Origin of the sequence: Flavobacterium sp. XGLA_31 (genome assembly GCF_051547105.1) — a bacterium.
GTDB lineage: Bacteria > Bacteroidota > Bacteroidia > Flavobacteriales > Flavobacteriaceae > Flavobacterium.
Window position 1 is genome coordinate 410030 of record NZ_JBPTTM010000002.1, and the last position, 22221, is coordinate 432250.

Genomic DNA, 22221 nt, shown 5'->3' on the forward strand with positions numbered 1-22221 from the left:
TATCCCTATCCTATTGCATCGAGAAACCTGTAACCAAACCAACAACAATATGAACCAAACACTCAAAAACATCCTGGCCGTCATCATCGGGCTTCTGATTGGCGGAGCGCTCAACATGGCCATTATAATGGTCAGCGGAAAAATCATCCCGCCACCCGAAGGAGCAGATTTGACGACCATGGAAGGACTCAAAGCCGCGATGGCTCTTATGGAACCCAAACATTTTCTGATGCCGTTCCTGGCCCATGCCTTAGGAACCCTATTAGGCGCTTTTATAGCCGCAGTCATCTCCAAAAAGACAGGTCCGGCACTAGCCGTGGGATTTTTTTTCCTCATAGGCGGTATTATGAACGTTGTAATGCTCCCTTCTCCACTATGGTTTACCATCGTAGATGTGGTAGGAGCTTATATTCCTATGGCCTACTTAGGCGGGGTAATAGCACTTAGAAAAAAATAATGGTGTTAGGCCAATACTTTGGGCAAATGCGACGCGATAACATGTTAAAACACAATTATTTTCCATTTGATAGAATGAAAAAACTATATTTGACGACATTTTAAAAAAACCATTATGAAATTAATTCAAAAATCAATTGCCATTTTAGTATTGGCTATCACTGCAACCTTAATGGTAAATTGCAGCTCCAGTAGCAGCAGCGGTGATTCAGGAGAAACTACCTTTTACTTGAAATGTAAAATCAACGGGGTACAATTTACCTGTACTGACCCTATGGTAGGTAATTCATTGTCTAAAGCCATCACTGCCATCAGTGATAACAATGACACTCATCAGGAAACCGTGAGTTTGTGGATGCCTCTTGGTGTAACAGTAGGAACGCACACCATCACTGAAGAGCCGTCCAACGTAAACTCGTACGGAGCCGGTTACAGCGACTTTGACAACAGTATTTCTTCTCAGGATGCCTCAGGAAGCATGACCATTACAGAAGTGAATGCCAATGTAATCAAAGGAACTTTTTCTTTTACTTCACCGGATGGAGACGGGAATACCATCACCGTAACAGAAGGCACCTTCAGAGCGGAGAATATTCAGTAATCTATCTGTTTGATCGAATAAAAAAAGCGAAAGAATCATTCTTTCGCTTTTTTGTTTTATAACAATCCGTTGTATTTGCGAATAAACCACTCGCTTGCCAGAGAGACGGCAATCAAGACCAATAACCAAATCCAATCAATTAAAGGAGATTTCTTAACTATGGTTTTCTGAACAGCTTTGTAACTGTCGTCCGCCAATAGTTGCTTGATTAAAGCATCTGCCTGATTGGACAAAAAGGCTTGGCCTTTGGTTTGCGATGCCAATTGGCTCAATTTATTCCAGTCCGGATTCACAAATTGCTTTTCGATATCAAAATCCAATACGTCAAAGCTACTGCTGTAGGCGGAATTGGAGTTCAATTCTTTTACCGTGAAACTGTAATGCCCTGCCGTCAATCCGTCCAGGTTTACTTTAAAAGCATTGGAGGTTCGGAGCAAATCATAGTTTTTTACCTGCTTGGTTTTGGTATTCGTTACCGATATGGTCAAACGCGCCTTTTCATCCAGCTCATAGTTCTTGTTGAAATATTGTGCCGTAATTTCAATGCCTTCCCCCGAATTATAAAAGCGTTCATGCTCTACAACCAAAGACTTACGCGTATTATTAGAAGCCAGGTACTGTATGGTTTTATCTAAGAAAATATCAAAATCAGCAAAGCTCTTTTTGTTTACAAAGGTTTCCGCGCGCCACTTCCAAATATTCTCTCCGAATAAAAAGGCACTTCTTCTGCCTTGCTCTTCTGAAAAAGTCAACAAAGGCTGGTTGGTTGCAATATTGTGAATGTTGGAAGACAACAGCGTATTGACATTCCCGGCAGCGGTAATCGTCCCAAACGGATTCTCCAAAGGCGGAAACCGTTCAAACCCGATATTGTCTAAGGCAAACAAATTAAACTGACTGTCAAAAGCCGCCAGGTAATTTTCCTTCTGTCCACTCATTCGAAACGTGAATAGCTTCTGATTTTGATTCAGGAAGGTATAATCCGTATCGTTTCCGGTAATGATCCAGGTGTTGACTTTCGCATTTTGATTTTGATCAAAAACCGATTTGAATGCAGCCGTCGGCTGATATAGTATTAAAATATTATAATCGGTTAATGATTTGATATCATCAGGTTTAACAATTGTTACTTTTCTTTGTGCATTAGATTCGATACTGCGTTTGATAGCGCCCAAATCAGGATGTGCCATGGCGGAAATCAAAGCGACTTCCGTTTTTTGGTCAATGACTTCCACGGCAAAATTCTTGGTGTTGTTGTAGCTGTTTTTTTCCGGTTCTTTTGAAGAGATGACAGCTTTCATGATTTGCAGTCCTACTTTATCAGCAGGCAAAAGCACATTCAATGTGGCTGATTTTTTGGAAGGAGAAAAAGCAACCGTCTGCTCGTTCAAAACCGAATTGCCTTGTGTAATCTTAAACGTTGCATTGATGTTTTTGGTGCCGGCGTAATTCAGGAAGACTTCTACAGGAAATTTGTTTTTATGAAAGGCGTATTTATTCACATTGAGTTGGGTCACTTTCAAATCCAGATACGTCGTGGTATCCCCCACCACTACTGGATAAACCTTATTGTCGGGATTAAAGCCAAACACATAATCTTCGCCAGAAGTTTGATTCCCGTCTGAAATTAAAACCGTTGGAAAATGCTGGTTTTTATAGACGCTCTTTACGTTCTTGGCCACCACATCAATGTTGGTTTGTTTTCCTTTAAAATCAATCGTGTCCGAAGGCGTAAAATCTGTAGCAAACTGATACGTCTGCACGTCAAACTTATCGGCCAATTCCTTGTTTTCCGATAGTTTTTGAAACACTTCCATGGCCGACTTATCCGCCTTCAAATCTTTGATGGAAGCCGAATTGTCAAGCACTATAGGTAACGGCGTTTTCATGGTTTCGACTGTCTTGCGCGAAATAATCGGATTGATTAACAACAACAAGAGTCCGAAGATGCTGAAAAAACGCAAAAAAGTCAAAAGCAAAGTTACTTTTGACCTGCTTTTGACTTTATATAAATAGTGATAAAATGATAATGCAAACGCTACTCCTAAGGAAAGCAATACCAATAAAATAGTGTTTGTATTCATATGTTTTAGTGGTCAGTGATCAGTGGTCAGTTTTTACGCCAAACTTATTAGGATTTAATATCATATAATTAATAAGTTTTCCAACTTCTATGTTATAAGCAACTAGTTCGTTATAATCTATTTGATTTATGTAATTGCATTTTAAAGCAAATTCTAACCAAACTTGAGTTTCCGAATTTTCAGCATCACTATCTGTTAGTTTGCTATGAAAACTTTTCGGATAAATTTTTTTTCGGTAAGCTTCAGCAATATTGGCAGGAACGCTTCTTGATGAACGCCTGATTTGATCAGTTAAGGAATAGGTTTCTTCTTTTGGAAAAGACTTAGAAATTTCAAAAATACGCATAGCTAATTCAAATGATTTTTGATAAGCCAATAAGTCTTGAAATGTCATAATTGAAAATGTATTTTACAAAGAAACTTTACTGCCAACTGACCATTGACCACTGCCTACTAAGTAAGCATTCCTCCGCAAACATTCAATACTTGTCCCGAAACGTAAGCGCTCATGTCTGAAGCGAAGAACAAACAGGCATTAGCTACATCTTCCGGAGTACCACCGCGTTTTAACGGAATAGAGTCTCTCCAACCTTGTACTACGTCTTCATTCAACTTAGCGGTCATTTCGGTTTCAATAAAGCCCGGCGCAATAGCATTGCAACGAATATTTCTCGAACCTAATTCTAAAGCTACGGATTTGGTAAACCCAATCATACCCGCTTTTGACGCAGCATAGTTGGCCTGACCGGCATTTCCTTTCACGCCTACCACCGAACTCATATTAACGATAGATCCTTTTCGGTTTTTCAACATAATTTTTTGAACCGCCTTAGTCATATTAAAAACAGACTTCAGGTTGATTTCAATAACTTTATCAAAATCTTCTTCGCTCATACGCATCAAAAGGTTATCTTTGGTAATTCCGGCGTTATTGATTAATACATCCACATTGCCGAATTCCGCCATCACATCATCTACCAATTTTTGCGCTTCATTAAAATCTGCAGCATTGGATTTGTATCCTTTGGCTTTGATACCCAAGGCCGATAATTCGTTTTCTAACACCATAGCCGATTCAGCTGACGAGCTGTAAGTAAAAGCCACATTAGCGCCGTGTTGGGCAAAAACTTTGGCAATACCACTTCCTATTCCTCTACTCGCACCGGTAATAATGGCTACTTTTCCTTCTAATAATTTCATAAGTGTAAAAAGTTAGTTTGATAATTTTATGAATGGTCAAATATAGCATAATTTATACGCACCAAAAAATCATTTGTATTTAAACCTTTGCTATACTTGCATGTCAAAGCAGCCAACACGAACCAAATGATTGAAAACCAAAGCCATTTTGAAAAACTCTACCGCGAGTACCACCTGCTCGTGTTCAATGTGGCATTGAATTATGTGCAAAACACCGAAGATGCCGAAGAAATCACGCAGGATGTCTTTGTCAAAGTCTATCATTCCTTGGAAACCTTCAATCAAAAGTCTTCCCATAAAACCTGGATTTACCGGATTGCCATCAATCAGTCTTTAGACTTTATCAAAAAGAAAAACAGTCAGAAACGCTTTTTTATTTTCGGCAAAAAAAGTCAGAACGAGCAGGAATACCTCAATACATCCAATTTTGAACATCCCGGTATTTTAATGGAAAAACAAGAAGAGGCCAAAATTCTTTTTGAAGTCATCAACACCTTAACCGAAAACCAAAAGACCGTTTTTTTGTTATCCAAACTCGATGGCCTAAGCAATCCTGAAATTGCCGAGATTATGCAGCTCAGTCTTTCCTCAGTAGAATCATTGGTTTTCAGGGCCAAAGCATCTCTTCAGGAGAAATTAGCTGAAAAATTTACAGAGTACCGCAAGAAAAAATAAAAACCTTCGTCTATAAGCATATGGAAACCGAAAAATGGATACAAAACATACTCGACAGCACCAACGGCATGCAAGCGGTGGCGCCCAGCGAAACGTTGTTTTCTAAAATCCAGGAAAAAATTAAACAACAGGATACCGTTTCACCACAAACTGTATGGTTAGTGGCTGCTTCAATACTTGTTCTGATATTCTTGAATTTTACTTTGTTGAGAACCTCTAAATCGCAACAAAATTCAGACACCTCCACAGCCTATTTTGAAACCACTTTAAATCAAAGCAATCAGTTATACCAATAAAAATGGAAAAGACAAGACTATTAACAATCAGTGTCATTGGATTATTACTGCTCAACATAGGAACTTTAGGTTTCCTGTTTATCAGCGGCCCGAAAGGACATCGTCCGCCTCCACCCGGAGGGATGGAACATCCGAAACCCAGGGAAATCATCACAGAGAAATTGCATTTGGATGCTGCTCAGCAAAAAGAGTACGATAAAATAATCCGTTGGCATCAGAGCGAAATCAAACGACTGGACAAAACAATTCGTCAAACCAAAAAAGAATTGTACGCACTATTGGCAAATTCTGAAGTGAATGTGCAAACCAAAGACAGTTTGATTACCGTTTTAAATTCGGTTCAAAAGCAGATTGAGCAAACCCATTTCAAACATTTTGAAGACATCAAAAAAATATGCCATCCTGATCAAATGGAGAAATTCAATGAGTTGACAGAGGAATTGGCCCGCATTTTTGCTCCTGATAGACCGCGTGATCATCGCCCGGAATAAATTCACATTCATCTCCGCAAGAAACATAAAGTTCTTTCGTCTAACCCTTTACTAACCAATCAACCCATTATGAAACGAGTTTTTCTTCTCAGTCTGTTTATGACTACCGGAGTGATGTTTTCACAAACCAATCCGGCCATTACCAAATGGTTGCGTAACACTACCGGCATTACCGGACGCCATTATGTATCGGGCAACTCCACTCCTATTACAGATGCTGTAGCAGCGAATGTTCAGTCGGTGCAATACTCGACCAACTGGGCATACATTACAACCAATTGCATTCCGGCGTACATTACCGGTCCTTTTCTGGACGGAAATCCGTCATTGGCCACGACACAAAACGGAGCCATCTTTAAATTTCCTTTAAATCCCACTCCCAATACCGGAACGCCTACAGCCACTACCGGAGGTAACATTGGATTGTTCATCAATGGAGTCGCTTTATTTGATTACCGCGATGGAGTATCCTGGAAAAATGCAACCAACTCTTTATGTGGTGGTCCTATTCAACCCCCTTGTACAGGCGACGGCAAATGGAATCGCGATGCGGTAGTGGCCGAAAAAGGCGGATTTGATTGTGCCAAAGCCCATCCGGCTATGGGGAACTACCACCACCACCAAAACCCAAGTGCTTTCAACTTGGATTTAGCCGTTATTTCAACCATTTGCGATACCTATCCGTCAGATGGATTGTATGTCATCAATCCGTCAGAACACTCTCCGCTGATTGGTTTTGCTTACGACGGTTACCCTATTTATGGGGCCTACGGATACGCCAATACCGATGGTACCGGAGGTATTGTCCGTATGAAATCGAGCTATCAGTTGCGCAACATCACCACCCGAACCGTATGGGCTGATGGCACGGATGTGTTAGACGGACCACCGGTGAGTACCACCTATCCGTTGGGTTATTTCAGAGAAGATTATGAATATGTAGCACATCCGTCTGACCCAAGCTATTTGGATGTTCACAATGGGAGATTTTGTGTAACCCCGGAATATCCATCGGGAACCTATTGCTATTTTGCCACCGTGGATACCAATCACAATTCGGCTTATCCTTATGCCGTTGGACCGACATTTTATGGGAATAAAACTGCCGCAAAAGTCACAACCATCAGCGAACCTACGACCCAATATACTTTGGCAACAACTGATTTTGATGCCTCCGCCTTACACATAAAAGTATATCCCAACCCGGCACAGGATTTTGTAGCCATACAAACCGATATGATGACGGAAAATGTACCGGTTCAATTGGTGGATGAATTGGGTAAACTAATTCAAGCCAATGAAATCCTCCAAGGCAGTACCTTGTGTGTTTTTGATTTAAAGTCCGTAAACAACGGCATCTATTTTCTAAAAATCGGACAGCAAGAAAACGCCAAAACCTATAAAATCATCGTAACCAAATAACTTATGAAAACAAAGTGGATCTCCTTTTTGGCCATTGCCTCGCTATGGTCATGCAGCAAAACTGACGATTATGTAGACCCTTACGCCAATGTAAAAGCTACTTTCGGCAGCAGTATTGATTTAGAGCATTTGGCCAACTATGCCAACCAAACCATTCCTACCTACATTACCAAAGATAATGGTATGGCCAATCCCATCACAGATAAGGGAGCGACCTTGGGGAGAGTTTTGTTTTATGACAAAAATTTATCGTCCAACAATACCATTTCCTGTGCCAGTTGTCACCAGCAGGCCAATGCCTTCAGCGACACCCAGGTGGCCAGCAACGGAGTCAACGGTACTACGGCAAGACATACCATGCGTTTGATCAATACCCGATTTGCCAACGAAAGCAAGTTCTTTTGGGACGAACGCGCGGCTTCCCTGGAAATTCAAACCACCCAACCCATTCGCAATCATACTGAAATGGGCTACAGCGGAACCAATGGCGATGAAGATTTCAGCAATTTAGTGACCAAGCTCAGTCAATTGGGCTATTATAAAGAACTATTTAAATTTGTTTACGGGACTGAAGAAATTACCGAAAGTAAAATACAGTTAGCACTGGCTCAGTTTGTGCGCAGTATCCAATCCTTTGACAGCAAATATGATATTGGTCGTTCCCAACCACAGGTTGCGAATGATGGGCAGCCTTTTCCTAATTTCACCAATCAGGAAAACCAAGGAAAACAACTGTTTTTAGCGCCACCACAGTTTGATGCTACCGGTAACCGAACCGGTGGAGGTTTAGGTTGTGCCGGTTGTCATGCGGCACCTGAATTTGATATTGCACCCAATTCGGGGAATAACGGCATCATTGGTGTTTTGAACGGTACCGGCATTGATGTTAGCGTTACCCGTGCTCCTTCGTTGCGCGATATTGTAAAAACAGATGGTACGCTCAACGGCCCGCTGATGCACACAGGAGTATTTACCGATTTGCAAACCGTTATTGGCCACTATGGCAACATCAACATTGCACCGGGTAATGCAGTAGCCTTAGACCCAAAATTACGCCCGGGAGGCAATGGACAAAAACTCAATCTCACGGCTCAAGAGGTTAATGCCATGATGGCATTTTTGAAAACACTCTCGGGTACCAACGTATATATCGACGCCAAATGGTCTAATCCCTTCCCTAATTAAAACGAAAAGCCCCTCAGTTGAGGGGCTTTTTATATAGAATAATTGGCTTACTCTTTAACAAACTTACTGCTCGTCGTTCCTTTATCGCTGACAATCTTGAGACAATAACTTCCTGATTTTAATCCAGAAACATCTATGGTTTCATTGGGATTGGTGTTCACCTGCACCAATTGCCCCAAAGTGTTGTAGATACTTATTGAGCTTATCACTAGCTTTTGTTTAGTAGTAATCGTCAAATTATTTTTCGTCGGAACGGGTGATAAACTAAACAGGGTACTAAACTCAAAATCCTGACTTCCTAAAGCGGCAATAGTTGTGGTCGCGGTATTGGTGACTATCGGGAAATTATAGTCAAAATAAATATTCGCTGTGTTACTGAAAGTATCACCCAACACTAATGTCGGTTTGGTTTTGATTTTAAAGGCTACATAACCGTCGTTGTTGGCATCATCGAACGGTAGGTTGATGTTCTCAAAAATGAATTCGGCTTTATTGTCCTTGATTCTGGTGAAGAATTCGTGGCTGCTGCTTAGAGGTACTAAAGTAGAAAGGTCAAACTTAGTCGCATCAATCACATCGACTACCACGATATTTTGTGCCGGAAACGTTCCGGTATTTTCAAAGCGAATCATATAATGCACATACTTGCCAATCATATCAGGAGCAATGGTATTTCCTTCCAAACAAGTTTTGTCGTTTGGATCAAAGGAATTTACGACTATTTGATTCAATGTTGACGTATTATCTGTTGGGGTTTCATCGGTAGCGCCGTTTACCGTGGCGGTATATGGTAAAACATCACCGCCATTAACAGCAGGGGTTTCAACAGGCGAATTCACATTCATTGTAATCATAATTTCTCTGGTTTCAAATGGCAATAAGCCACTAAAACTCCAACTCAGGTTATTTGTTGTTGCAGTTGATGGAATTGGCGATGCTGAAACAACGTCTACTATGGCATCATTAAATACAAGGTTTACAGTGCCGTTTTGTGCATTAGTTCCTTTGTTTTTATAAATGATTTTATACGTAGCATCAAAACCGGGACGGGCTGCTGTAGTTGGTAGCAGCGTCACTTCCAAGTCATTGTGCGTTCCGTTGGCCGACAAACAAAAATTCTGAACAAACGGGCTGGTAACCGTTGGGAAATCAATGGTTGTTGAAGCAGGTGAAACTATAAAATAAGAAGAATTCTCTAAAACAGGGGTTACCGTTTGCGTACCGGCCTGTACATCATAGTGATACGATCCGGTGGTATCTGCTATTAAATTTCCGGCATTGATACCATCCGAAAAAGATAATTTTAAATTGGGATAATTGTAATCGTTAACATCACAGCCGTTGTTATTACCATCGCAGCGATTATTTCCCTGAATGGTATAAAATGTTCCGCCAGGTGTAAAACTACAGTAGGAATTCGTATGGCAGTTGGTGTAGCCATAGAGAGTCAGTAAGCTTTGAATTGTCATGATCTGAGACTCATCAGCACACACATATTGCAAGTTTGGATTACCTCCTAAATTGATACCATTAGATTCGTTTGAACCGTTTTTCATAAACACAGTGGTAAGACTATAATTATTTAAAGCTGATAAATAGGAAAGATTATTAGCACCCTCTACATTAAGGGTATTAATTAACAGCCCCTCACAAGATAAATTGTTAAGCTGAGTTAAGTTGCTTAACGCTAAAGTTGGAATAGCATTATAACTACAGTTAAAATTAGCAAGATTCGTCAGGTTACTAACATCAATGTTTGTAAGTTGATTGTATTGGCATTCGAAGGTTTGAAGATTAACCAATCCGCTCAGGTTTAAGGTTGGTATTTGATTATGGGAACAACGCAAATAAGTAAGATTTGATAACCCATTAAGATTTAATGAGGTAAGCTGATTATTATCGCATAGCAAAGACTGAAGATTTACTAACCCACTTATATTTAGTGAGGTAAGTTGGTTCTGATAACAGTGTAGTGTCTGAAGGTTTGGTGATCCGCTCACATCGAGGGTGGTAAGTTGATTTAAGTAACAATATAATTTTTGAAGGTTTGTTAAACCCGCCAAGTTTAAAGTGGATAGCTGATTTTCAGAACATCTCAAATCAGTGATATGGGGCGAATTACTAAAATCCAATGATGTTAATGAATTGCTATAACAAAGTAAAACCTGAATACTTGGCCCTAAATTTAAGGTGGATAGCTGATTATTGTAACAGAATACAAGGGAGAGGTTTACCAGTGCACTAGTATCTAATGCCGTCAGGTTATTGCCGCTACAATATAAAGAATTAATGTTATGCAAGCTACTAACATCTAAAGAGCTAATTTGATTGCTTTCGCATTTTAATTGAATCATAGAAGCCAATCCGTCAACATTTAATGTTTGTAGTTGATTATTATTACAATTCAAATACTGAAGACTTGTTCCGGTTACATTGATTGAACTGAGATTGTTATTTGAGCAATTCAAGTTAAGGAGTTGATATAAACCACTGACATTTAAGTTTACCAATTGATTAGCACTGCAATCCAATTGATGAAGCGTTACTAAATCTGAAACGTTTAATGACGAGAGGACATTACCTTTACAATTCAAATAGGTAAGGTTAAGAAAAGTCCCTATTCCTGTTAAATCCCATATCGATGATTCAGAAACGTCCAAGCTAGTAACAGCAAGTGCTTCCTCCTGCTCTATTTGCCCATTACCACTGGAATCTACTCCAAGAGCAATAAGCCGAGCTTTAAAATTAGTATCGGGTATGTTGACAATTTGAGCATGACCAACAAATCCTGATAATACAACAACCAGTAGAGCGTAAAGATTTTTCATAAAATAAGTTTGAAGGTCAAAGATATACAAAAAAACTTTGTAAGATAAAAAGTAAAAAATACAATTCAGTAACAGCAAAGCTCTTATCCTACTGCACGGGTCCCTTCAATGAGGCATTAAGCAACACTGACTCCTGTTGCAGTTTCTTCTGCTGTAATTCTAATTTCAATAATTGAAGCGGGCTGTTCTTATCGAAAGCTTTGTATGCCTTTTCTTTTAGAATTGCTATTGCTCCGGGATGCAACGCGTCTTTTTCATCTGCCGGCTCAGAAAGAAAATCAATAAGAGTAAGTTGGTCCATAACCGCCTCAAAGTCCCTTTTTAGTCGGTCTGTCAGCTGCCGGTATTCATTTTCCTTTACAGCCCAAGCAAGCCATTTTGCTTTTATCCGTTCCTGTTCTTCAAATTTCCCGGCGTGTTTCGACAGGTCAACATCTTTCGTTAAAAAAAAGTTTTCTATTTGATTCAGCCTTATCAAAGCCGCTGCGGATAAATCCCGAAGCCCTAATTCATAAAGCGCCCATTGACTGCGGCTGATATTTAAAATCATCGCCATATCAGCCTGCGTAAGGTTCAATTTTTTTCTGAGGTTCTCTTTCTTTGCCATCATTAACATTTTTCTTTATAACAATTGAGTTTGTTGCAATTTATTTATTACAAACAAAAAAAGTGCCAAGATTATTACTGGTTTTGGCTATTGCTGAGGTAAAATAAAAAAGCCCCGATTCCTCGGGGCTTTTTCTCTATTCTTTAATAAACTTAGTGCTCGTCGTTCCTTTATCGCTGACAATCTTGAGACAATAACTTCCTGGTTTTAATTCCGAAACATCAATCGTTTCATTCGGATTGGTATTCACCTGCACCAATTGCCCCAATGTGTTGTATATACTTATTGAGCTTATCACTAGCTTTTGTTTAGTAGTAATCGTCAATAGATTTTTAGTCGGTACCGGAGATAAACTAACCATGGTATTGAAATCAAAATCCTGAGATCCTAAAGCAGCGATGATTGTAGTAGCGGTATTGGTAACTATCGGGAAATTATAATCAAAATAAATATTTGCGGTATTGCTAAACGTATCGCCTATTACTAATGTTGGTTTGGTTTTGATTTTAAAGGCTACATACCCGTCGTTGTTGGCATCATCAAACGGCAGGTTGATGTTCTCAAAAATGAATTCGGCTTTATTGCCATTGATTCTGGTGAAGAATTCGTGGCTGCTGCTTAGAGGTACTAAAGTAGAAAGGTCAAACTTAGCCGCATCAATCACATCGGCTACCACGATATTTTGTGCCGGAAACGTTCCGGTATTTTCAAAGCGAATCGTATAATGCACATACTTGCCAATCATATCAGGAGCAATGGTATTTCCTTCCAAACAAGTTTTGTCGTTTGGATCAAAGGAATTTACGACTATTTGATTCAATGTTGATGTGTTATCTGTTGGGGTTTCATCGGTAGCGCCGTTTACCGAAGCGGTATATGGCAAAACATCACCGCCATTAACAGCAGGGGTTTCGGTTGGCGAATTGATATTCATTGTAATCATAATTTCTCTGGTTTCAAACGGTTGAAGGTTTGAAAAAGCCCATACTATCTCATTAATTGAAGAACTGGTATTTGTTGGTGCAGCAGAAACCAAATCCAATTTAGAATCATCAAAAGAAAGTGCAACGGTTCCGCTTTGTACTGAGGTCCCTTTGTTTTTATAAATGATTATATAACTAGCATCAAAACCGGGACGGGCTGCAGCAGCTGGCAGTAAAGTAACCTCCAAATCAGGGTGCGTTCCGTTGGCTGACACACAGAAATTCTGAACAAACGGACTGGTAGTCGTTGGAAAATCAACGGTTGCTGAAGCTGGCGTAACGGTAAAATAAGCAGGATTCTCTAAAACCGGGGTTACCGTTTGCGTACCAACTTGTACATCATAGTGATACGATCCGGAGGTATCTACTATTAAATTTCCTGTATTGATGCCATCCGAAAAAGAGAGTTTTAAATTAGGATAATTAGAATCACTTACATCGCATCCATTGTTATTACCATCATAGTGCGCATTTCCTTGAATAGTATAAAATGTTCCTCCGGGTGTAAAACTACAATAGGAATTGACATGGCAGTTAGGCAAACTGGCAGTCATCATTTGAACAGTTTCGGTCTCAAAGCCTTCATCAGTACAAATATATTGAAGCGTTGGGTTCCCTGAGAGATTAATATTTTCAAAAGTACCGTTCTTGATGAGGAGCGTAGTTAAAATATTATTGTTGCATAATAAATCTGACAAGGAATGACAGCTAGTCACATCTAATGAAGTCAATAAATTATCATTGCACAAAAAGGATTGGAGGTTAACTGAGTCTGCTACATCTAAGGAAGCAATTTGATTGTTGTTAGCGTTAAGGGTACTTAAAAGCGGTAAGTCGGCTACATTTAGAGTAGTCAATTGGTTATAAGCACATTCTAAGGCGGTCATGTGACTCAAGCCCGAAACATCCAATGAAGTGAGCTGGTTATCAGAACATAACAAGCCTTCCAATTGACTTAGTGCACTGACATCCAGCGAAGTCAATTGGTTGTGTGAACAATAGATTCCTGTAAGTTGGGTCAGGCCCGTCAGATCCAATGCTGTCAGTTGGTTTTGGTTACAATCGATCGATGAAAGATTACTGAGGCCATTCAAATTCAACGAAGTGAGTTGGTTGTTTCCGCAACCTAAACTAGTTAATTGAGACAAACTGCTAACGTTTAATGTTGACATTAAATTTGAAGAGCACTGTAAGATTTGAAGGTTAGTCAAACCGGTTGTATCTAAACCGGTCAGTTGATTGTTATTACAGTACACTTCCTGAAGTTGAGACAATCCACCTAAATTTAATGATGTTATGTTATTTTCAGAACAATTTAGGGTATGCAGACTAGTTAAACCGCTCACATCCAATAAAGTTAAATCATTATCATAGGCATTAATGGTCTCAAGGTGCGTCAAGCCAGTAAAATTTAATGAAGCTATATCTCCCCAACTACAATTTAAAGTTTTCAAGTTGGGCAACCCTGAGACATCCAATGCTGTCAATTGGTTGTTTGTACAATCAAAAGTTTCAAGGTTAACCAAGCCATTTAAATTTACTACAGCTACATTATTAGATGCCAGTAATGTTTTAAGGTTGGTGAAATTTTCTATCCCATTCATGTCTTCAATTTCTGAAATAACATGCAAATCAATATAACTGACTTGCAAAGCCTCTGAAAGCTGTATTTCTCCGTCATTATTAGCATCTATCTTAAAAAAATTATCTGAAAGATCCTTTGCTATAGGTAATTCCGGGGATGCAAGAAGTAGTATTGCTTTTAAATCCGGATCTGTAAAGGATACATTTTGGGCTTTCCCAACCAAAACAATAAAAAATAACGCAAAAAAAGTGTAGTGTTTTTTCATAGCAGAGTTTTTATCTCAAATATAAGAATTTTTTTAAACAAAAAAGCCTCACAAAGTGTGAGGCTCTATATTTAACATCTTGGTAATGGGATTATCCCATCACTTCTTTTACTTTCTTACCAATCTCAGCAGGAGAGTCTACCACATGAATGCCGTTTTCTCTCATGATGCGTTTTTTTGCTTCTGCTGTATCATCAGCACCACCTACAATCGCACCGGCGTGACCCATCGTTCTTCCTTTCGGAGCAGTTTCTCCGGCAATAAATCCGATAACCGGTTTGCGGTTGCCGTCTTCTTTAATCCAACGGGCAGCATCAACTTCTAACTGACCCCCGATTTCACCAATCATGATGATACACTCTGTTTCAGGATCGTTCATTAATAATTCTACCGCTTCTTTAGTAGTCGTTCCAATGATTGGGTCTCCACCGATACCGATGGCAGTAGTGATTCCCATCCCTTGTTTTACCACTTGGTCAGCCGCTTCATAAGTCAATGTTCCTGATTTAGACACAATCCCTACGTTTCCTTTTTTGAAAACAAAGCCCGGCATAATCCCTACTTTGGCTTCTCCCGGAGTAATCACACCCGGACAGTTAGGTCCTACCAAACGACAGTCTTTACCTTTAATAAAATTATACGCTTTGATCATATCCGCTACCGGAATACCTTCTGTAATCGTGATGATAACTTTGATACCGGCATCAGCAGCTTCCATAATCGCATCGGCAGCAAATGCCGGCGGTACAAAAATAATGGTGGTATCAGCTCCGGCTTGCTCTACGGCATCTTTTACTGTATTATAAACCGGACGGTCCAAATGGGTAGTGCCCCCTTTTCCCGGCGTCACCCCTCCGACTACATTGGTACCGTATTCAATCATTTGTGAAGCATGGAAAGTTCCTTCGCTTCCTGTAAATCCCTGAACTATTATTTTTGAATTTTTATTAACTAAAACGCTCATGTTTGTGTTTGTTTATTGGTGTTTATTTTTTGTGTTGCAAAAGTAGAAAATAGTAATTAGTAATTGGTAATTAGCCGTTAGTTTTTTGCAAATTTGTTATAGCTGACTCATTTGATACCCGCGATAAAGCTTGTTGTCTTTCAATTCCCAAATGACCATAAAATGAGCCAAGAGCATTTCTTCTCTCGGATTTTCCATAGTTTTTACATAATGAGAATACCGTACCGCAACCGTATTGCCTTCTTCCGTAATATGAGAAATGCGTGATTTCGAGCGGACATAAGCCTTACTCAGTTCATTGGCCAGTCCGATAATTTCATCGTGATTCAGTTTGAGAAACCCCTTGGTACTGTGCCATTCCAAAACCACTTCGGGGTGTAAAAATGCGTTTACGGTGTCGGTTTCCAGTAACACATCTGATTTGTAAAAATTTTGAACGATGTCTTTAGCGCTCATAGTTTATTTTAATTTATTAAGAATATCCGGTATCCTTTTAACGTTGGCCAGTTGCTTTAGTTTTTCACGCGATTCTTCAACCGGTGTTCCAAAGTAACTCTTACCGCCTTCAATTGATTTGGTTACGCCGGTTTGCCCCAAAACCACTGCCTTGGCACCAATAGTAATTCCGCTGGTAGTTCCTACCTGACCCCAAAGGGTAACTTCATCTTCAATCACTACACAACCGGCGATTCCGGTTTGTGAAGCAATCAAACACTTCTTACCGATAACGGTATCGTGCCCCACGTGCACCTGATTGTCAATTTTGGTTCCCGCGCCGATGGTGGTATCACCGGTAACTCCTTTGTCAATAGTACAAAGCGCTCCGATGCCCACATTATCCTCAATTACCACTCTCCCACCCGAAAGCAATTGGTCAAAACCTTCCGGACGTTTTTTATAATAAAAGGCGTCGGCACCTAAAACCGTACCCGAATGAATGATCACATTATCCCCGATAACACTATTGTCATACACAATCACATTGGCGTGCAGCAAACAGTTTTTACCGATAGTGACATTGTGCCCTATAAAGCAATTGGGCTGAATCACCGTTCCTGCTCCGATAACAGCCGAAGCTGCAATGCTTACATTGGCCGCTACAAAAGGGCGGAAATGCTTGGTCAGGGTATTAAAATCGCGGAAAGGATCGTCCGAAATCAACAAAGCCTTCCCTTCCGGACACTCGACTTCTTTGTTGATTAAAACAATAGTAGCCGCCGATTGCAACGCCTTATCGTAATACTTGGGATGATCCACAAAAACGATATCACCGGGCGTAACCACATGAATTTCGTTCATGCCATAAACAGCAAAATCATCGGGACCAACGTATTGGCATCCGATGATTGCTGCAATTTCTTTTAAAGTATGGATTCTTGGGAACTTCATATTTTAGTGTTCAGTTTTCAGTGCTCAGTATTGACTAATTTCTGCATACTGACCATTGCATACTGCTGACTGGATTAAACTCTTTCCATATATTTACCGCTGGCAGTATCAATTTTGATTTTGTCTCCTTCATTAATAAACAAAGGAACATTGACTGCAGCACCGGTTTCTACTTTGGCCGGTTTGGTGGCGTTAGTAGCCGTATTTCCTTTCACACCCGGCTCAGTATAAGTAACCTCTAAAATGATAGAAGCCGGCATATCTACTGACAATGGCATATCGGTTTCGGTATTGATTTGCACCATTACATTGGTTCCTTCTTTTAACAAATCCGGAGCGTCCAACACGTCTCTGTTTAAGGTAATTTGTTCGTAAGACTCCGTATTCATAAAGTGAAAATCATTTCCTTCGGAATATAAAAATTGGAATGTATGCGTTTCAACGCGAACCACATCTATTTTGTGCCCAGCCGAAAAGGTATTGTCCAATACTTTTCCGTTGGTTAAACTTTTTAATTTGGTTCTTACGAAAGCCGGTCCTTTCCCCGGTTTTACGTGAAGGAATTCGATAATTTTATAAATATCGTGGTTGAACTTAATGCATAATCCGTTTCTAATATCTGATGTAGATGCCATTGTAGTTTGTTTTAATTTATTTTTTATTCTCTAATTCATTTTCTGTTTAGTAAGAACCTGAGTACCCTTTCATGATTCCTCTTGAAGAGTTTCGGATGAAATCTAAAATCTCGTCGCGTTCCGGCGAAGCAGCCATTTCCGCTTCAATAATGCCCATAGCTTGAGACGTATTGTAATTTTTTTGATACAATATTCTGTAAATATCTTGTATTTCTCTGATTTTTTCGGAAGTAAATCCTCTTCTTCTCAATCCAACCGAGTTGATCCCTACATAAGAAAGAGGCTCTTTAGCGGCTTTAGTATAAGGCGGTACATCTTTACGTACTAAAGACCCTCCGGAAATCATCGCGTGGTCCCCAATATGGATGAACTGGTGAATCGCAGCCAAACCTCCAATGATGGCATAGTTGCCTACAATCACGTGTCCGGCCAAAGCCACACCGTTTACAATGATGGCATTATCACCAATATGGCAATCGTGGGCAATGTGAGCGGTAGCCATAATCAAACAATTGTTTCCGATTTTGGTTTGACCCGAGGCAATCGTTCCTCTGTTAATGGTCACACACTCTCTGATGGTAACATTGTCACCAATTACTGCAAGGGATTCTTCTCCTCCGAATTTCAAATCCTGAGGTACGGCAGCAATAACTGCTCCTGGGAAGATGTTACAATTTTTCCCGATACGAGCTCCTTCCATAATGGTTACGTTGGAACCTATCCAAGTTCCATCTCCGATGACAACATTATTGTGAATCGTAGTAAAAGGTTCTATAACAACATTCTTGGCGATTTTAGCGCCCGGATGCACATAAGCTAACGGTTGATTCATAAGTATCTGTTTAATTTTTTTTGGCAATTTGCGCCATTAATTCAGCTTCGGCGACTAACTTTCCATTCGCATACGCATTGGCCTGCATATGGCAAATACCACGTCGGATTGGAGAAATCAGGTCACATTTGAAAACCAATGTATCTCCCGGCAACACTTTGTGCTTGAATTTTACATTATCGATTTTCATAAAATACGTCAAATAGTTTTCAGGATCCGGAACCGAACTTAAGATTAAGATACCACCGGTTTGTGCCATGGCTTCTACAATCAAAACGCCCGGCATTACCGGTGCTCCCGGAAAATGCCCCACGAAGAAATCTTCATTCATGGTCACATTTTTCAATCCTACCACATGCTCATCACTCATTTCTATGATTTTGTCTACCAATAAAAACGGCGGACGGTGAGGCAGCATGGTCATGATCTTGTTGATATCCATCAAAGGCTCCTTGTGTAAATCATACACCGGAATTTGATTTCGTTGTTCTATCTTGATGATTTTAGACATTTTTTTGGCAAACTGCGTGTTCACAAAATGTCCCGGTTTGTTGGCAATCACTTTTCCTTTAATACGCGTTCCAATCAATGCCAAATCACCTACCACATCCAACAGTTTGTGGCGTGCCGCTTCATTTGGATAATGCAGTGTTAAGTTATCCAGGATACCGTTAGGCTTAACCGAAATGTGTTCTTTACCGAAAGCCACTTTAAGGTTCTCCATGGTTTTAGGTGAAATCTCTTTGTCAACATATACTATGGCGTTGTTCAGGTCTCCTCCTTTGATTAAACCGTTATCCAATAGCGTTTCCAACTCATGTAAAAAACTAAAAGTTCGGGCATCGGCAATTTCAGTTTTAAATTCTGAAATGTTCTTCATGGTGGCGTTTTGAGTACCTACTACTTTGGTTCCAAAGTCGACCATAGCCGTCACTTGGTAATCGTCAGCGGGCATCACCAAAATTTCACTTCCGGTGGCTTCATCCATAAAAGAAATTACTTCCTTAACCACATAATAGTTACGCGGTGCATCTTGCTCTACGATACCGGCTTTTTCAATGGCTTCTACAAAAAACTTAGAAGAACCATCCATGATAGGTGGCTCGGATTCGTTTAATTCGATAATCACATTATCTACATCACAGCCCACAAAAGCAGCAAGTACGTGTTCTGAAGTTTGTATTTTAACGCCTAATTTTTCCAAATTGGTACCTCTTTGGGTATTCACTACATAATTAGCATCCGCTTCAATCACCGGACTTCCTTCTAAATCTACTCTCACAAAAGTATAACCGTTGTTAATCGGTGCCGGCTTAAAAGTCATCTTGACTTCTTTTCCCGTGTGAAGTCCAACGCCCGTAAGTGAAATTTCGTTCTGGATGGTTTTTTGTTTAACCATGAGTATGCTTATTTTAGTTTAGTTTGTATTAGTATTGTTCTTCTTCAATTCTTCCAAATCGGCAACAATTTTAGGCAAATTTCTGAAATGTACATAGGATTTGCTGTAATCGCCATAATTAAAGGCAGGTGAGCCTTGTATTACTTCTCCGTCGGCTATGTTTTTTCCGATTCCCGATTGTGCTTGCACCCGAACATGATTCCCTATGGTCAAATGTCCTGCGATACCCACCTGTCCGCCAATCATACAATGACTTCCGATTTTGGTGGAACCAGCCACTCCGGTTTGAGCTGCAATCACGGTATGCTCGCCTATTTCCACGTTATGGGCAATCTGAATATGATTGTCCAATTTAACGCCTTTTCGGATAATGGTAGAGCCCAATGTAGCTCTGTCAATGGTGGTTGAAGCTCCCACATCAACATAATCTTCCAAAATGACATTCCCAATTTGTGGTATCTTATTATAAGTTCCTGCTTCGGTTGGTGCAAAACCAAAACCGTCTGAACCGATAATGGCTCCGGAATGCATTGTGCAATTCGCTCCTATGACGGATTCTGAATAGATTTTCACTCCGGCAAACAAAATGGTATTGTCACCTATCGTCACATTATCACCAATAAAACAATTCGGATATATTTTTACATCATTTCCAATGACCACATTTTTACCCACATAACTGAAGCTTCCCAAATAGAGATTCGCTCCGTAAGTCACATTTTCCGAAATCACAGAAGGTTGTTCTATTCCTGACTTCATTAATTTGACTTGATTGTAGTATTCCAACAATTTGGAAAACGACTGATACGCATCTTCCACTTTGATTAAAGTAGTCTTAAGCGCTTGTTCGGGTTCAAAAGAATGATTAACAATGGTGATAGTAGCGTCGGTAGTATAAATGTAATTTACATACTTAGGGTTGGCCAAAAACGTCAGCGAACCTTCGGTTCCTTCTTCTATCTTAGCTAATTTGAATACTTCGGCTTCCGGGTTTCCCACCACTTCGCCTTCCAGAATTCCTGCTATTTGAGCTGCTGTAAATTTCATTGGCACAAAAGTATAAAAAAATCATTTTTAATGTTAATTTTCCGCAAGTTGTTTTGGAAAACATATATAATACTTCGTCACCGGTTTGGACAACGCTTTCAAATTCAATTGATCGGAAGCTTCTACCACATCTTCTATCGAACGGTCTTTCTTCAATATACGGATTGGCTCTGCTTCTTTGCTGTACGCCTGATTTTTGATCTTGCCTTTAAAAATAAAATACTTGGCTTCCTGCTGAGTGATGTGATGTTCTTTGACAAAACGAGCGGTCATTTCCTCCAAAACTTCGGCGGGGAATTTCTCGCTGTTCAGTTTTACTTTGGATAAATCACGGTTGATAATCATTTTACTCAAACTGCTCAGGATAAAATCATCATGAAACTGCCAACTTTTCAAAGCACTGATGATATCAAAATCATCCAGTTGCGCAAAAGTATCCAAATCAGCTGTAGAGAAACTTTCCAAAGTGACTTTGTGTTCCATAAAGTATTTCAAAGGTTTGCTGCAGTCGACAGCAACTCCTTTGTGAAAAAGTTCTTTGGCTCTCTGTAATGTCTTGGTTAAGGTCAGCTCAGCTACCAGGCTGGTTTTGTGCAAATAGGCCTGCCAATACATCAGACGTCGTGCCATCAGGAATTTTTCTATGGAGTAGATGCCTTTCTCTTCCATCACCAACACATCATCCACCACATTCATCATTTGAATTAAACGGTCGGAATTGATGTTGCCTTCTGCCACACCCGAATAAAAACTGTCACGCTTCAGGTAATCCATGCGATCCATATCCAGTTGGCTGGAAATCAGCTGCAACATGAACTTGCGATGGTATTCTCCTTTAAAAACCTGTATGGCCAAACTTAACTGGCCGCCAAAGGCTTCGTTTAGTTTATTCATAAACAGCAGCGAAATGGCTTCATGATTCACCTCTTCTACGATACTGTGTTCCATGGCATGTGAAAAGGGCCCGTGCCCGATGTCGTGTAAAAGGATCGCAATGTACAGTGCACTCTCTTCTTCTTTGGAAATGTTCACTTCCTTAAAGCGCAGAACTTCGACTGCTTTTTGCATCATGTGCATGGCACCTAATGCATGGTGAAAACGGGTATGATGCGCACCGGGATAGACCAGATACGATAATCCCATTTGAGAAATGCGACGAAGGCGTTGAAAATAAGGATGCTGAATCAAATCGTAAATCAACGAATTGGGAATGGTAATGAACCCGTAAATCGGATCGTTGAATATCTTTAGTTTATTGGTACTACTCAAAGCTGAAT

General features: G+C 40.1%; 21 protein-coding genes. 7 read left to right on the forward strand and 14 right to left on the reverse strand.

All coding sequences use genetic code 11. The annotated features are described in order from the left end of the window. Positions 1 to 49: 49 nt before the first annotated feature. Positions 50 to 457, forward strand: a complete 408-nt coding sequence (locus tag ACSVH6_RS05885; RefSeq protein ID WP_438076499.1) for a hypothetical protein — start codon at positions 50 to 52, stop codon at positions 455 to 457. Positions 458 to 571: 114 nt separating this feature from the next. Next, complete coding sequence (locus ACSVH6_RS05890; RefSeq protein WP_438076501.1) at positions 572 to 1057, forward strand: DUF6252 family protein; 486 nt, start codon at positions 572 to 574, stop codon at positions 1055 to 1057. Between the two features lie 56 nt (positions 1058 to 1113). Here ACSVH6_RS05890 and ACSVH6_RS05895 read toward each other — a convergent pair whose 3' ends face one another. Genes ACSVH6_RS05895 through fabG form a run of 3 tightly spaced genes read right to left on the reverse strand, consistent with a single transcriptional unit; the run spans position 1114 to position 4341 of the window. Continuing rightward, positions 1114 to 3141, reverse strand: coding sequence for a hypothetical protein (locus tag ACSVH6_RS05895; protein ID WP_438076503.1), 2028 nt, complete (start codon positions 3139 to 3141; stop codon positions 1114 to 1116). A gap of 19 nt (positions 3142 to 3160) precedes the next feature. Further along, positions 3161 to 3535, reverse strand: a complete 375-nt coding sequence (locus tag ACSVH6_RS05900) for a four helix bundle protein (protein WP_438076505.1) — start codon at positions 3533 to 3535, stop codon at positions 3161 to 3163. A 59-nt stretch (positions 3536 to 3594) separates the two neighbouring features. Then, positions 3595 to 4341: a 3-oxoacyl-[acyl-carrier-protein] reductase gene (gene fabG, locus ACSVH6_RS05905; protein WP_438076507.1), complete on the reverse strand. Its 747-nt coding sequence runs from the start codon at positions 4339 to 4341 to the stop codon at positions 3595 to 3597. Between the two features lie 126 nt (positions 4342 to 4467). Here fabG and ACSVH6_RS05910 point away from each other — a divergent pair, with 126 nt between their 5' ends. The 5 genes from ACSVH6_RS05910 (at position 4468) to ACSVH6_RS05930 (ending at position 8410) form a co-directional block, all read left to right on the forward strand. After that, complete coding sequence (locus tag ACSVH6_RS05910; RefSeq protein WP_438076509.1) at positions 4468 to 5016, forward strand: RNA polymerase sigma factor; 549 nt, start codon at positions 4468 to 4470, stop codon at positions 5014 to 5016. Between the two features lie 20 nt (positions 5017 to 5036). After that, positions 5037 to 5312 carry a hypothetical protein gene (locus tag ACSVH6_RS05915; RefSeq protein WP_438076511.1) on the forward strand — a complete coding sequence of 92 codons (276 nt, stop codon included), beginning with the start codon at positions 5037 to 5039 and terminating at the stop codon, positions 5310 to 5312. A gap of 2 nt (positions 5313 to 5314) precedes the next feature. Beyond that, positions 5315 to 5803, forward strand: a complete 489-nt coding sequence (locus ACSVH6_RS05920; RefSeq protein WP_438076512.1) for a Spy/CpxP family protein refolding chaperone — start codon at positions 5315 to 5317, stop codon at positions 5801 to 5803. Positions 5804 to 5872: 69 nt separating this feature from the next. Next, positions 5873 to 7225: a YHYH protein gene (locus ACSVH6_RS05925; protein ID WP_438076513.1), complete on the forward strand. Its 1353-nt coding sequence runs from the start codon at positions 5873 to 5875 to the stop codon at positions 7223 to 7225. A 3-nt stretch (positions 7226 to 7228) separates the two neighbouring features. After that, entirely contained in the window at positions 7229 to 8410 is a 1182-nt protein-coding gene (locus ACSVH6_RS05930) for a cytochrome-c peroxidase (protein ID WP_438076515.1), read from the forward strand. A 47-nt stretch (positions 8411 to 8457) separates the two neighbouring features. Here the strand turns inward: ACSVH6_RS05930 and ACSVH6_RS05935 are convergent, their stop codons facing one another. The 11 genes from ACSVH6_RS05935 to ACSVH6_RS05985 form a co-directional block, all read right to left on the reverse strand. Beyond that, a complete protein-coding gene (locus tag ACSVH6_RS05935; RefSeq protein ID WP_438076516.1) occupies positions 8458 to 11238 on the reverse strand; it encodes a DUF7619 domain-containing protein in 2781 nt (926 codons plus the stop codon). Between the two features lie 88 nt (positions 11239 to 11326). Next, on the reverse strand, positions 11327 to 11848 hold the full coding sequence (locus ACSVH6_RS05940) for a helix-turn-helix domain-containing protein (protein ID WP_438076518.1): 522 nt from the start codon (positions 11846 to 11848) through the stop codon (positions 11327 to 11329). Positions 11849 to 11981: 133 nt separating this feature from the next. Then, positions 11982 to 14678: a DUF7619 domain-containing protein gene (locus tag ACSVH6_RS05945; protein WP_438076520.1), complete on the reverse strand. Its 2697-nt coding sequence runs from the start codon at positions 14676 to 14678 to the stop codon at positions 11982 to 11984. A 91-nt stretch (positions 14679 to 14769) separates the two neighbouring features. Next, positions 14770 to 15642 (reverse strand): succinate--CoA ligase subunit alpha, encoded by an 873-nt coding sequence (gene sucD / locus ACSVH6_RS05950; RefSeq protein ID WP_438076522.1) that lies wholly within the window; start codon positions 15640 to 15642, stop codon positions 14770 to 14772. Positions 15643 to 15738: 96 nt separating this feature from the next. Further along, the gene (locus ACSVH6_RS05955; RefSeq protein ID WP_438076524.1) at positions 15739 to 16098 is read right to left on the reverse strand and encodes a nuclear transport factor 2 family protein; all 360 of its coding nucleotides are present in this window, start codon (positions 16096 to 16098) and stop codon (positions 15739 to 15741) included. Positions 16099 to 16101: 3 nt separating this feature from the next. Continuing rightward, the gene (locus ACSVH6_RS05960; protein WP_438076526.1) at positions 16102 to 17031 is read right to left on the reverse strand and encodes a UDP-3-O-(3-hydroxymyristoyl)glucosamine N-acyltransferase; all 930 of its coding nucleotides are present in this window, start codon (positions 17029 to 17031) and stop codon (positions 16102 to 16104) included. Positions 17032 to 17105: 74 nt separating this feature from the next. Next, entirely contained in the window at positions 17106 to 17666 is a 561-nt protein-coding gene (efp, locus tag ACSVH6_RS05965; protein WP_438076528.1) for an elongation factor P, read from the reverse strand. Positions 17667 to 17712: 46 nt separating this feature from the next. After that, positions 17713 to 18498, reverse strand: a complete 786-nt coding sequence (lpxA, locus tag ACSVH6_RS05970; RefSeq protein ID WP_131475521.1) for an acyl-ACP--UDP-N-acetylglucosamine O-acyltransferase — start codon at positions 18496 to 18498, stop codon at positions 17713 to 17715. A gap of 10 nt (positions 18499 to 18508) precedes the next feature. After that, positions 18509 to 19897, reverse strand: a complete 1389-nt coding sequence (locus tag ACSVH6_RS05975) for a bifunctional UDP-3-O-[3-hydroxymyristoyl] N-acetylglucosamine deacetylase/3-hydroxyacyl-ACP dehydratase (protein WP_438076530.1) — start codon at positions 19895 to 19897, stop codon at positions 18509 to 18511. An 18-nt stretch (positions 19898 to 19915) separates the two neighbouring features. Then, positions 19916 to 20944: a UDP-3-O-(3-hydroxymyristoyl)glucosamine N-acyltransferase gene (gene lpxD, locus ACSVH6_RS05980; RefSeq protein ID WP_438076532.1), complete on the reverse strand. Its 1029-nt coding sequence runs from the start codon at positions 20942 to 20944 to the stop codon at positions 19916 to 19918. A gap of 33 nt (positions 20945 to 20977) precedes the next feature. Next, the gene (locus ACSVH6_RS05985) at positions 20978 to 22213 is read right to left on the reverse strand and encodes an HD domain-containing protein (protein WP_438076534.1); all 1236 of its coding nucleotides are present in this window, start codon (positions 22211 to 22213) and stop codon (positions 20978 to 20980) included. Positions 22214 to 22221: the final 8 nt, after the last annotated feature.